General features: G+C 60.9%; 11 protein-coding genes. 10 read left to right on the top strand and 1 reads right to left on the bottom strand.

Annotated features, from left to right (window positions below):
* The first annotated feature begins 27 nt into the window (after nt 1-27).
* Genes spoT through QRN50_RS03740 form a run of 3 tightly spaced genes read left to right on the top strand, consistent with a single transcriptional unit; the run spans nt 28 to nt 3,330 of the window.
* Nucleotides 28-2,133, top strand: a complete 2,106-nt coding sequence (gene spoT, locus QRN50_RS03750) for a bifunctional GTP diphosphokinase/guanosine-3',5'-bis pyrophosphate 3'-pyrophosphohydrolase (RefSeq protein ID WP_003404001.1) — start codon at nt 28-30, stop codon at nt 2,131-2,133.
* A 24-nt stretch (nt 2,134-2,157) separates the two neighbouring features.
* Nucleotides 2,158-2,538 (top strand): deaminase RidA, encoded by a 381-nt coding sequence (gene ridA, locus QRN50_RS03745; protein WP_003367486.1) that lies wholly within the window; start codon nt 2,158-2,160, stop codon nt 2,536-2,538.
* A 54-nt stretch (nt 2,539-2,592) separates the two neighbouring features.
* Nucleotides 2,593-3,330: a lipoprotein gene (locus QRN50_RS03740; RefSeq protein ID WP_003313983.1), complete on the top strand. Its 738-nt coding sequence runs from the start codon at nt 2,593-2,595 to the stop codon at nt 3,328-3,330.
* A 52-nt stretch (nt 3,331-3,382) separates the two neighbouring features.
* Here the strand turns inward: QRN50_RS03740 and QRN50_RS03735 are convergent, their stop codons facing one another.
* On the bottom strand, nt 3,383-4,231 hold the full coding sequence (locus QRN50_RS03735) for an SDR family oxidoreductase (RefSeq protein ID WP_003404003.1): 849 nt from the start codon (nt 4,229-4,231) through the stop codon (nt 3,383-3,385).
* A 209-nt stretch (nt 4,232-4,440) separates the two neighbouring features.
* Between QRN50_RS03735 and exbB the strand changes: the two genes are divergently transcribed.
* The 7 genes from exbB (at nt 4,441) to QRN50_RS03700 (ending at nt 12,940) form a co-directional block, all read left to right on the top strand.
* Nucleotides 4,441-5,403, top strand: a complete 963-nt coding sequence (gene exbB, locus QRN50_RS03730; RefSeq protein WP_096127059.1) for a tonB-system energizer ExbB — start codon at nt 4,441-4,443, stop codon at nt 5,401-5,403.
* A gap of 3 nt (nt 5,404-5,406) precedes the next feature.
* Nucleotides 5,407-5,832, top strand: coding sequence for a TonB system transport protein ExbD (gene exbD / locus QRN50_RS03725; protein WP_002551495.1), 426 nt, complete (start codon nt 5,407-5,409; stop codon nt 5,830-5,832).
* A complete protein-coding gene (locus tag QRN50_RS03720) occupies nt 5,829-6,575 on the top strand; it encodes an energy transducer TonB (RefSeq protein WP_003404009.1) in 747 nt (248 codons plus the stop codon). The genes exbD and QRN50_RS03720 overlap by 4 nt, the downstream gene beginning before the upstream one ends.
* A 92-nt stretch (nt 6,576-6,667) precedes the next feature.
* Nucleotides 6,668-7,591 carry a hydrogen peroxide-inducible genes activator gene (locus QRN50_RS03715; RefSeq protein WP_002551493.1) on the top strand — a complete coding sequence of 308 codons (924 nt, stop codon included), beginning with the start codon at nt 6,668-6,670 and terminating at the stop codon, nt 7,589-7,591.
* An 11-nt stretch (nt 7,592-7,602) separates the two neighbouring features.
* A complete protein-coding gene (gene recG, locus QRN50_RS03710; RefSeq protein ID WP_003425918.1) occupies nt 7,603-9,678 on the top strand; it encodes an ATP-dependent DNA helicase RecG in 2,076 nt (691 codons plus the stop codon).
* 86 nt (nt 9,679-9,764) lie between these two features.
* Nucleotides 9,765-11,162, top strand: a complete 1,398-nt coding sequence (locus tag QRN50_RS03705) for an aminoacyl-tRNA deacylase and HDOD domain-containing protein (protein WP_011266253.1) — start codon at nt 9,765-9,767, stop codon at nt 11,160-11,162.
* Between the two features lie 470 nt (nt 11,163-11,632).
* The gene (locus QRN50_RS03700; protein ID WP_003313973.1) at nt 11,633-12,940 is read left to right on the top strand and encodes a CitMHS family transporter; all 1,308 of its coding nucleotides are present in this window, start codon (nt 11,633-11,635) and stop codon (nt 12,938-12,940) included.
* Nucleotides 12,941-12,988: the final 48 nt, after the last annotated feature.

Here is a 12,988-nt window from a genome sequence, read left to right as displayed (position 1 = left end):
TAAAAGCCATTGGCAAGGGGTAGCGCCTTGCCGAGCATAGACGCCCTCGCCGACAGACTGTCGGCCTACCTCGGCAAGGACCAGGTCAATCTGGTCCGCCGAGCGTATTTCTACGCCGAACAAGCCCACGATGGCCAACGCCGTCGCAGCGGTGAAGCCTACGTCACCCATCCTCTCGCGGTGGCGAATATTCTTGCCGACATGCACATGGACCATCAGAGCCTGATGGCCGCGATGCTGCATGACGTCATCGAAGACACCGGGATTGCCAAGGAAGCGCTCAGCGCCCAATTTGGCGAGACCGTCGCGGAACTGGTCGACGGGGTCAGCAAACTGACCCAGATGAATTTCGAGACCAAGGCCGAAGCCCAGGCGGAAAACTTCCAGAAAATGGCCATGGCCATGGCCCGCGACATTCGCGTCATCCTGGTCAAGCTCGCCGATCGCCTGCACAACATGCGCACGCTGGAAGTCCTGTCCGGCGAAAAGCGTCGGCGCATCGCCAAGGAAACCCTTGAAATCTATGCGCCCATCGCCAATCGGCTGGGCATGCACAGTGTGCGCATCGAATTCGAGGACCTGGGCTTCAAGGCGATGTACCCGATGCGCTCCTCGCGAATCAACCAGGCGGTCAAGCGCGCCAGGGGCAATCGCAAGGAACTGGTCAACAAGATCGAAGAGTCCCTGAGTCATTGCCTGGCCGTCGATGGCATCGAAGGCGACGTCAGTGGGCGGCAGAAGCATCTGTACGGCATCTACAAGAAGATGCGCGGCAAGCGTCGCGCCTTCAACGAGATCATGGATGTCTACGCGTTCCGCATCATCGTCGACAAGGTCGACACCTGCTATCGCGTGCTCGGCGCTGTACATAATCTGTACAAGCCGCTGCCCGGTCGCTTCAAGGATTACATCGCGATCCCCAAGGCCAACGGCTATCAGTCCCTGCATACCACCTTGTTCGGTATGCATGGCGTGCCTATCGAGATCCAGATTCGCACCCGCGAAATGGAAGAAATGGCCAACAACGGCATCGCAGCACACTGGCTGTACAAATCCAGCGACGACGAGCAGCCCAAGGGCACTCACGCCCGGGCCCGACAGTGGGTCAAGGGCGTGCTGGAAATGCAGCAGCGCGCCGGCAACTCTCTGGAATTCATCGAAAGCGTCAAGATCGACCTGTTCCCGGACGAGGTTTACGTTTTCACGCCCAAAGGCCGGATCATGGAGCTGCCCAAAGGCTCCACAGCGGTGGATTTCGCCTACGCGGTACACACCGATGTCGGCAACAGCTGCATTGCCTGCCGGATCAACCGCCGACTGGCACCGCTTTCCGAACCGCTGCAAAGTGGCTCGACTGTCGAGATCGTCAGCGCTCCAGGCGCACGCCCGAACCCGGCCTGGCTGAACTTTGTCGTCACCGGCAAGGCGCGCACCCACATTCGTCACGCACTCAAGCTACAACGCCGTTCCGAGTCGATCAATCTCGGTGAGCGCCTGCTGAACAAGGTCCTCAACGGGTTTGAGTGCAGCCTCGACAAGATCGGTCAGGAGCGCATTCAACTGGTGCTCAACGAATACCGGGTCGAAGTGCTGGAAGACCTGCTCGAAGACATTGGCCTGGGTAATCGTATGGCCTATGTCGTTGCCCGCCGCCTGCTGGGCGAAGGCGATCAGTTGCCAAGCCCTGAAGGCCCGCTGGCGATTCGTGGCACCGAAGGCCTGGTGCTCAGCTACGCGAAATGCTGCACGCCAATCCCGGGCGACCCGATTGTCGGCCACCTGTCTGCAGGCAAGGGCATGGTTGTGCACCTGGACAACTGCCGCAACATCAGCGAAATCCGCCACAACCCGGAAAAATGCATCCAGCTGTCCTGGGCCAAGGACGTGACGGGCGAATTCAACGTCGAGCTGCGCGTCGAACTCGAGCATCAGCGCGGCCTGATCGCTCTGCTGGCCAGCAGCGTCAACGCGGCGGACGGCAATATCGAAAAAATCAGCATGGACGAACGTGATGGTCGCATCAGCGTGGTCCAACTGGTGGTCAGCGTGCACGACCGTGTGCACCTGGCTCGAGTGATCAAGAAACTGCGCGCCCTGACCGGTGTCACACGCATCACCCGGATGCGCGCGTAGGCCATCCCACTATCAGGAGTTCTCATGACCAAGACTGTCATCACCAGCGATAAAGCCCCTGCGGCCATTGGCCCTTACTCACAGGCCATCAAAGCTGGCAATACCGTCTACATGTCCGGACAGATCCCGTTGGACCCGAGCACCATGGAACTGGTCGAGGGCATCGAAGCCCAGATCACTCAGGTCTTCGAAAACCTCAAGTCGGTTGCCGAAGCAGCGGGCGGATCGTTCAAGGACATCGTCAAACTGAACATCTTTCTGACCGATCTGGGCCACTTCGCCAAGGTCAACGAGCTGATGAGCACCTACTTCACTCAGCCTTATCCGGCTCGTGCAGCCATCGGCGTTGCGGCCTTGCCGCGTGGCGCCCAGGTTGAAATGGACGCGATTCTCGTCATCGAATAAATCCCCGACGGAGCGTGCCTTGCGCTCCGTTCTCCCTGAAGGAAGGAATCCGTTATGCGCTCCGCGCTCGCCATCTCGCTGCTCGCCGTCATTCTGGGCGGCTGCGCCAGCCACGCCGACCGCAATCCGGACGGCACCTGGATCAACCAGACCGCCATCGACGCCGCCGTCAAGCAAGGCAACTTGCGTCAGGCGCTGCTCGCCAATGGCCCCAATCTGGAGTGGAAAATCAACTCCAAGGCCAATCAGGCCATTTACTCCAATGGCTTCGAGCTCGGCGAAGGCAAGATCGTCAGCGCTGCCGAAGGCAAGCTGCATGTCGATTTCTATGGCAACTTCTTCGAAGACCTGAGCGTCAAGGGTGACGAACTGGTCCAGGCGGCCAGCGAGTCAGGCCCTGAGCAGCACTTCCAGAAACCCGAAGATCCGGCCCCGGACGGCGCTCAGCCAGGCAGCAGCTTCGAGAAAGCCCTGTATGGCGCCTACATGGGCGGTAAGTGGACAGTCGTAGAGGGTGATGGTCAGGGCAGCACCGTGCAATTCATGCCTGACGGCAGTGTGCAGGGTCTTCCGGAAAACGATCGTTACGCGCTGTGTCTGGCTGGCGATTGTGCAGCCATGAGCGGCGAATACGACAGCATGTGGCTGGAGAAAGCCGAGAAAGGCAACCCGTGGATTTTTGCCCGCAAAGGCAAGCAGCTGGAAATATTCCAGGCGGTGAACAACGCTGGTGCGGACCAGATGCCCGAGCTGCGTCCCGGCCCACGTCGCTGGTTGCTCGAACAGCAGTAAGCGATTCAGGCATCAGGAGCGCCCTTTACGGCGCTCCTGATCAATCACTGCTCTAGCCCAGTAAAGCCGCATAACCTGCCCTAAAGTCCGGGTACATCGGCGCCCATCCCAATGCTCGCGCCCTGGCATTACTGCAACGCTTGCTGCCCACGCGCTGCACGCTGACCTCCTCCGACCATTCGGTCACTCCCAGATACTCACGGATCCACGCCACCACATCGGCCAGCGCGGCCGGATCGTCGTCGACGCCCAGGTAGCAACTCTCCAGCGCAACGCCGCGTTGATCCGCCAGCAGCAGGTGCTCCAGCAGACCGGCCGCATCGTCGGCATGAATACGATTGGCGTAGACCGGCGGATCGATCCTCACGCTGTGCCCCTGGCGGACGCGGTTCGACAGGTCACTGCGGCCCGGGCCGTAAATACCGGTCAGTCTCAACGCCGTGGCCGGCAGCCCGCTGTTCAGCGCGACCTGCTCGGCCTCCAGCATCACCGTGCCGGTGTAGTTGCCGGGCTCGGTGGCGGAGGTTTCATCCACCCATTCCCCATTCTGCTGACCGTAAACACCGCTGCTTGAAACGAAGATCAAGCGCTTTGGCCGCTGCCCGGTCTGCTCGAGCCAGCTCAACACATTACGCAGGCCCTCGACGTAAGCCATCCGGTAACCCGCTTCGTCACGTTGTGAGGGGGTCGCGCAATACACCACGTAATCCAATGCTGCAGCAGGCCATTGGGCAGGTTTTTGCGTCTCGAACAGATCGCCCGCCACACCGTGAACACCGGCAGGAAGCTCGGAAACAGTGCGCCGCAGCCCATGCACGGTCCAGCCGTGAGGCAGCAGGCGAGTAGCGAGTCGCGAACCAATGTCGCCACAGCCGGCGATCAGAAGCGAAGGAGCAGTCATTCGGTATCTCCAGAAAAGGCGGTGTCAGTATCGTTAAAAACGCTCATCGACAGGCAAGCGTTCGGGCGAATATGTAAAAAAGATACTGTATTACTTTTGTTAACAAGAACGATTTGCAATAATGGCGGCCCATTCGTTCCGCGTAAGCGTCGACAGCACCGAGCGACGCACTGGAACCATCCCCTTTTTTCCTCTCAGGTCCGGCCAGCATGAAACGCATTCAATCAATCGCTTCGCCTACCCAGATGCCTCGCCTGCCTCGTGCATGGCGCAGTATCGCAGCCCTTGTCTTGAGCCTGATGTTCGTCCCCATGGCGCTCGCGGACCAATCGGCTCCGACCGCTGCCCCTGCGACTTCCACAGCACCTGCATCACCTGCGGCAACGGCACCTGCCGCACCTGACGCAGCAGCCCCGGTGCAGGCCATGGAGCCCGCCACCGAAGACAACAGCCTGGGCATGGCGCATGACCTGTCGCCGTGGGGCATGTATCAGAATGCCGACGTCGTGGTCAAAGCGGTGATGATCGGTCTGGCCATCGCCTCGATCATTACGTGGACCATCTGGATCTCCAAGGGTTTCGAGCTGCTGGGTGCAAAGCGCCGGTTGCGCGGCGAGATCGTCAATCTGAAAAAAGCCCGCTCCCTGACTGAAGCGAGCGCCACGGCCAGCACGGAAGGCACCCTTGCCCACCTGCTGGTGCATGACGCCCTCGAAGAGATGCGCCTGTCGGCCAACAGCCGTGAGCGCGAAGGGATCAAGGAGCGTGTCAGCTTCCGTCTCGAGCGTCTGGTCGCCGCCTGTGGCCGCAACATGAGCATGGGCACCGGCGTGCTGGCGACCATCGGTTCGACTGCGCCGTTCGTGGGTCTGTTCGGTACGGTCTGGGGCATCATGAACAGCTTCATCGGCATCGCCAAGACCCAGACCACCAACCTCGCCGTGGTTGCCCCCGGCATCGCCGAAGCCCTGCTGGCCACTGCCCTGGGCCTGGTCGCTGCGATCCCTGCTGTAGTGATCTACAACGTCTTCGCCCGCTCCATCGCCGGTTACAAGGCTCAGGTCTCCGATGCCTCGGCACACGTCCTGCTGCTGGTCAGCCGCGATCTGGATCATCTGCCAGAGCCGTCCGAGCGCAATCAACAACAACCGCACATGGTCAAGGTGGGCTAACACGTGGGCCTGCATCTTAACGAAGGCGGCGACGATCTCGCCGAGAACCATGAAATCAACGTGACGCCGTTCATCGACGTCATGCTGGTGCTGCTGATCATCTTCATGGTGGCTGCGCCGCTGGCGACCGTAGACATCAAAGTCGATCTGCCAGCGTCTACCGCCACACCGCAGCCCAGACCCGAGAAGCCGATCTTTCTCAGCGTGAAAACCGACAAGAGCCTGTACCTGGGCGAAGAGAAGGTTGCCCGCGAGCAGATCGGCCAGGTGCTGGACGCCCGCACCAAGGGCAAGAAAGACACCACGATCTTCTTCCAGGCCGACAAGGGCGTGGATTACGGTGATCTGATGGAGGTCATGAACACGCTTCGGGGTGCGGGTTACCTGAAGGTCGGTCTGGTAGGTCTTGAGACGGCTGGTAAGAAATGATCAGTACGCGCCAAAAACTGACGCGCTATAGCGGTAGTCTGTTGTTGGTGCTGGCCGTGCACGCCATCGCAATCATTGTTGCCGTTCGCTGGCCTGCCCCGCAGCCTGTCGAATTGCCACCGGCCGCCATGATGGTCGAACTTGCGCCAGTGCCCGAACCCGCTCCACCGCCACCGCCCAAGGTCGTTCAGCCGCCCCCGCCGCCAGCCCCGGAGGAGCCGACACCGGTGCCGGAAGTCGTGCAGGCGCCGAAGCCGGAAATCGTCGTGCCCAAGAAGGTCGAGAAGCCCAAGCCCAAACCGCAGCCGCCAAAGCCGCAGAAGAAGCCTGAGCCGCCCAAGGAAAAGCCTGCCGACGAAAAGCCGGTCGATACACCGCCGACCACGGCGCAACCGGCAAAGCCGGTGGCTCCCAAGCCTGCTCCTGCACCTTCGCCACCCAGCAACGCATTGCCGAATTGGCAGGGCGATTTGCTCGGTCATCTGAGCAAGTACAAGAAGTACCCTGAGGATGCACGCCGTCGTGGCATGCAGGGTGTTGCTCGCTTGCGCTTCGTGGTGGACGCTGACGGCAACGTGCTTTCCTACTCGATTGCCAACAGTTCAGGCAGCCCGGCGCTGGATCGAGCGACCATGGAAATGATCCGTCGCGCTCAACCGTTGCCCAAGCCGCCGAAGGAAATCCTCAACAACGGCACCATCGAAATCCTCGCACCGTTCGTTTATTCGCTGGATAAACGCTGAATTGTACTTTTGTTACCCATAAGTACTTCTGATAACGTGCGTCTATCGATCGCACCCGCTATGCTGGGGTCGCAACTTCATGGACGCACGTTATGACTCTTACAGAATTGCGCTACATCGTTACGCTCGCCCAGGAGCAGCACTTTGGCCATGCAGCGGAACGCTGCCATGTCAGCCAGCCAACGCTGTCGGTGGGTGTCAAAAAACTCGAAGACGAACTCGGTGTGCTCATTTTCGAGCGCAGCAAAAGTGCTGTGCGCCTGACACCGGTCGGTGAAGGCATCGTGGCGCAGGCGCAGAAAGTGCTGGAGCAGGCCCAGGGTATCCGCGAGCTGGCCCAGGCCGGCAAGAACCAGCTGACCGCCCCGCTGAAAGTCGGCGCGATCTACACCGTCGGTCCTTACCTGTTTCCTCACCTGATCCCACAACTGCACCGGGTCGCCCCGCAGATGCCGTTGTACATCGAAGAAAACTTCACGCATGTGCTGCGCGACAAGCTGCGTAACGGTGAGCTGGATGCCGTCATCATTGCCTTGCCGTTCAACGAAGCCGACGTGCTGACCCTGCCGCTTTACGACGAACCGTTCTCTGTGCTGATGCCGGCCGACCATCCCTGGACTCAGAAAGAGACCATCGATGCCTCGGCGCTCAACGACAAGAGCCTGCTATTGCTGGGCGAAGGTCACTGCTTCCGTGATCAGGTCCTGGAAGCCTGCCCGACGCTGGGCAAAGGCAACGAAGGTGCCAAGCACACGACAGTAGAATCCAGCTCGCTGGAAACCATTCGGCACATGGTCGCCTCCGGGCTGGGCATTTCGATCCTGCCGCTGTCGGCAGTCGACAGCCACCATTACGCACCCGGCGTGATCGAAGTCCGCCCGCTGACGCCGCCCGTGCCTTTCCGCACGGTCGCCATCGCCTGGCGTGCAAGCTTCCCGAGACCCAAAGCCATCGAAATCCTCGCTGACTCTGCACGTCTGTGCTCGGTGGCACGTCCGAAAACAGTCGCTAGCTAGGCAGAACAGAAATGAGCGAGCTTTCCAGGGTCTCGGTCACGGCGCTCAAGGGTGTCGGCGAAGCGATGGCAGAAAAGCTGGCCAAGGTCGGCCTGGAAACCCTGCAGGACGTGTTGTTCCATCTGCCGCTGCGTTATCAGGACCGCACGCGCATCGTACCGATCGGTGCGCTGCGTCCCGGTCAGGATGCCGTTATCGAAGGCGTGGTCAGCGGTGCCGATGTGGTGATGGGCAAGCGTCGCAGCCTGCTGGTGCGGCTGGGCGACGGCACCGGGGTCGTCAGCCTGCGCTTCTACCATTTCAGCAACGCCCAGAAAGAAAGCATGAAGCGTGGCACGCACCTGCGTTGCTTCGGCGAAGCGCGCCCGGGTGCTTCCGGACTGGAGATCTATCACCCGGAATATCGGGCGATTACCGGTGATGAGCCCGCGCCCGTCGAACAGACCCTCACGCCGATCTACCCGACGACCGAAGGCCTGACCCAACAGCGTCTGCGCCAGCTGTGCCAGCAAAGCCTGGCGATGCTCGGCCCCAAAAGTCTGCCGGACTGGCTGCCTGAAGAGCTGGCCCGCGATTATCAGCTGGCCCCGCTGGATGATGCGATCCGTTACCTGCATCACCCGCCGGCCGATGCCGACGTGGAGGAGCTGGCCCTCGGGCATCATTGGGCGCAGCACCGACTGGCTTTCGAAGAACTGCTGACTCACCAGCTTTCCCAGCAACGCCTGCGTGAAAGCCTGCGGTCACAGCGCGCACCGGCATTGCCCGTTGCGAAAAAACTGCCGAAACAGTTTCTCGCCAACCTCGGCTTTGCCCCCACCGGCGCGCAGCAGCGTGTCGGCAAGGAAGTCGCCTATGACCTGAGTCAGCCTGAGCCGATGCTGCGGCTGATTCAGGGCGACGTAGGGTCGGGCAAGACCGTGGTTGCTGCGCTGGCTGCATTGCAGGCACTGGAAGCGGGTTATCAAGTGGCGCTGATGGCGCCCACCGAGATTCTCGCCGAGCAGCACTACATCAACTTCCAGCGCTGGCTTGAGCCCCTGGGCGTGGGTGTGGCATGGCTGGCGGGCAAGCTCAAAGGCAAGGCGCGCGTCGCGTCTCTGGAGCAGATCGCCGGCGGCACACCCATGGTGGTCGGCACCCATGCGCTGTTTCAGGACGAAGTGCAGTTCAAGAACCTGGCACTGGTGATCATCGACGAGCAGCACCGGTTCGGCGTTCAGCAACGCCTGGCGCTGCGCAAAAAGGGCGTTGGCGGTCTGATGTGCCCGCATCAGTTGATCATGACCGCCACACCGATCCCGCGCACGCTGGCCATGAGTGCCTACGCCGACCTGGACACTTCGATCCTCGACGAACTGCCGCCGGGGCGGACGCCAGTCAATACCGTGCTGGTTGCCGACAGTCGCCGCCTGGAAGTCGTGGAGCGGGTGCGCGCCGCCTGCGCAGAAGGGCGCCAGGCCTACTGGGTGTGCACGCTGATCGAAGAATCCGAAGAGCTGACCTGCAAGGCCGCTGAAACCACCTACGAAGAGTTGAGCAGCGCGTTGGGTGACGTGCGCGTCGGGCTGATTCACGGGCGCATGAAGCCTGCAGAAAAGGCCGCGATCATGGCCGAGTTCAAGCAAGGTGCGCTGCAATTGCTGGTGGCAACGACGGTCATCGAAGTCGGTGTCGACGTGCCGAACTCCAGTCTGATGATCATCGAGAACCCCGAGCGCCTCGGCCTGGCGCAATTGCACCAGTTGCGCGGCCGCGTCGGGCGCGGCAGCGCGGTGAGTCATTGTGTGCTGCTCTACCATCCGCCGCTTTCACAGATCGGACGGCAGCGCCTGGGCATCATGCGCGAAACCAACGATGGTTTCGTCATCGCCGAAAAAGACCTTGAACTGCGTGGCCCCGGCGAAATGCTCGGCACCCGACAAACGGGCCTTCTGCAATTCAAGGTCGCCGACCTGATGCGCGACGCAGACCTGCTACCGGCCGTACGCGACGCGGCTCAGGCCTTGTTGGAGCGCTGGCCGCAACACGTCAGCCCACTGCTCGACAGGTGGCTGCGTCATGGCCAGCAGTATGGCCAGGTGTGATGCAGACTATGCTTTGCAAACCGCGTGCGACCCAAATCGAATAACGTGGTTATACTTCAGAAAATGTAGGAATTTGGACATAGCTCATGACAGAAGTCGCCCACGTCAATGATCCGCACCATGCGCCGGTGGTAATCCGGCAGTTGCTTGAAAAGTTGGCTATCAGCTACAACGAAGTCGTGGACGAAAAGAACCTCCCTCCAGCGCGCAAGGTGCAGGCCGTGCTGGTCGAGGATGCTGTCGGTGCGTTGCTTATCCTGTTTCCGCAAAGCCAGTTGCTCGACCTCTCCCGCATTACCGAGCTGACCGGTCGCCAACTGACCGCCGTGCCGCACGAGCGGCTGGCGCGCATGCTGACCAAGCACAACCTGCGCGTACTGCCAGGTCTCCCGGCGCTGACCAGCTCACCCTGCCTTTACGACGAGCGCCTGCTTCAGGAGCCAACACTGCTGGTGGGTTCGGGCGAGCCTGGTGTTCTGCTGGAAATCAGCAGCGAGGACTTCAAGGGCATGCTGAGCAAGGCCAGCGCCGCGCACTTTGGTCAGTCTGTGGCGGCGATCCGGCCGAACCTCGATCGTCCTGACGACGATCCTGCAGAAATCACTCAGGCCATGCATGCCTTCACGGCGCGCCGCATCCAGCAGCGTCTGGAAGCGACTCTGGAGATTCCGCCGCTGGCTGGCACTGCGCAGAAAATCATCAAACTGCGTGTCGACCCCGATGCAACCATCGATGACATCACCGGCGTCGTCGAAACCGATCCCGCACTGGCTGCTCAAGTCGTCAGCTGGGCCGCTTCGCCGTATTACGCGTCGACCGGCAAGATTCGTTCGGTCGAAGACGCAATCGTCCGTGTACTGGGCTTCGATCTGGTGATCAATCTGGCACTGGGGCTCGCACTGGGCAAAACCCTGAGCCTGCCCAAGGATCAGCCACAACAGACCACGCCGTACTGGCAACAGTCCATCTACACCGCTGCCGTCATCGAAGGCCTGACCCGTGCCATTCCGCGCGCCAGCCGGCCGGAGGGTGGCCTGAGCTACCTCGCCGGCTTGCTGCACAACTTCGGCTACCTGCTGCTGGCGCACGTGTTTCCACCGCACTTCACCCTGATTTGCCGCCAGCTGGAAGTGAACCCGCATTTGCACCACAGCTTCATCGAGCAGCACCTGCTGGGTATCAGCCGCGAGCAGATCGGGGCCTGGCTGATGCGCTACTGGGACATGCCGGATGAGCTCGCCATCGCATTGCGTTTCCAGCACGACCCTCACTACAAGGGTGAGCATCACGTCTATGCCAACCTGGTCTATCTGGCGGTGCGCCTGCTGCGTGCCAACGGTATCGGCTCCGGTCCCGAACAGGATATCCCGGACGAATTGTTCGAACGCCTGGGCCTGACGCGCGAAAAAGCCAACGAATCGGTGAAAAAAGTGCTCGAGGCCGAAGTGCTGCTGCGCGAACTGGCGTCGCAGTTCAGCAAGTAACCTGCGGATGTAACGTACGAATAGTGCCGAAGGCTCCGACCTTGGCACTCTCCCCTCGAACCTCAGAAAGGCTCGCCTTCAACCCCTGGCAGGTGCTCATCCAGGCGTAGCCAGGGAAGCCGATTGCTAACGCAGCCCGCCGCAATGGCAGCCACCCGAGTGTATCTCGCTCATCCGTGCCTCTCCTGTTCATGCCCATAAACCCTGTGACAATAAAATTCCCGCAACTGCCGAATGAAAGCTCGGTGAAAGCTTGGCCAATTAGCATCAGTCCACTTCCGGCAAAAAGACCGGTTAGCCAGGAACGGATTCCGAGGTGTTTCAGGCCCAATTAACAACAATAATGGTGATTCCGATGCTTCCTGACTTCTCGTTCCACACTCTCCTTGCGCCCCCACTCCACGTACCGATCTGCTGAGCTGACTCGTTCATTTCACGTTCTGTAGCCGTATTACGTCTGGAGTATTCCCATGCTGACTTTCCTTGGCTTTGCCATGGTTATTGCGTTCATGTACCTGATCATGAGCAAGCGCCTGACTGCGCTGATCGCCCTGATCCTGGTTCCGATCATCTTCGCCCTGTTCGGTGGCTTCGCGTCGCAGATCGGCCCGATGATGCTGGCAGGTATCACCAAGCTGGCGCCGACCGGCGTGATGCTGATGTTCGCCATTCTGTACTTTGCGCTGATGATCGACTCCGGCCTGTTCGACCCGGCCGTGCGCAAGATCCTGAAAATGGTCAAGGGCGACCCGATGCGCATTTCGGTCGGCACCGCCGTACTGGCGCTGGTGGTGTCCCTCGACGGTGACGGCGCGACCACCTACATGATCTGCGTTGCCGCCATGCTGCCGCTGTACAGCCGCATCGGCATGAGCCCGCGCATCATGGCCGGCCTGATCATTCTGGCCGGCGGCGTGATGAACATGACGCCCTGGGGCGGCCCGACCGCTCGTGCGGCCAGTGCCCTGCATGTCGACGCCTCCGATATCTTCGTGCCGATGATCCCGGCCATGCTGGCAGGTGTGATCGCGATCCTGGCGATTGCCTATTTCTACGGCAAGCGCGAACGTGCCCGACTGGGTGAACTGCACCTGCAGGGCGATGAAGTCGACCACAGCGAAATCAGCGTCTCGCAATTCCCTGATGCGCGCCGTCCAAAGCTGATCTGGTTCAACGCTGCCCTGACCCTGACCCTGATGGTGGCCCTGATCATGGGCCTGCTGCCCCTGCCGGTCCTGTTCATGATCGCGTTCAGTATCGCGATGATCATCAACTACCCGAACCTGCAGGACCAGAAGGACCGCGTATCGGCCCACGCCGGTAGCGTGCTGGCGGTGGTCGGCCTGATCTTCGCTGCGGGCATCTTCACCGGCATCCTGTCCGGCACCGGCATGGTCGACGCGATGTCGAAAAGCCTGCTGGCCGTGATCCCTGACGCGCTGGGCCCGTACCTCGCGGTGATCACCGCGCTGGTGAGCATGCCGTTCACCTTCTTCATGTCCAACGATGCGTTCTACTACGGCGTACTGCCAGTGCTGTCCGAAGCAGCTGCCCACTACGGCATCAGCCCGGTGGAAATGGCCCGTGCGTCGATCGTCGGTCAGCCGGTCCACCTGCTCAGCCCGTTGGTGCCTTCGACCTACCTGCTGGTGGCACTGGCCGGTATCGAGTTCGGTGACCACCAGCGCTTCACCCTGAAATGGGCGATTCTGGTGTGCATGTGCATCCTGGTTGCCGCACTGCTGATGGGCATCTTCCCGTTCTATAGCAGCATGTAAGCGTCTTTAGCTGTCCCAGGACTCGCCGTCGACTTGATCGTTGACGGC

It is taken from the genome of Pseudomonas sp. MEJ108 (assembly GCF_030208985.1).
Taxonomy (GTDB): domain Bacteria; phylum Pseudomonadota; class Gammaproteobacteria; order Pseudomonadales; family Pseudomonadaceae; genus Aquipseudomonas; species Aquipseudomonas fragariae.
The sequence above is the reverse complement of the archived record's forward strand: the minus strand, read 5'-3'. Positions and strand labels throughout refer to the sequence as shown.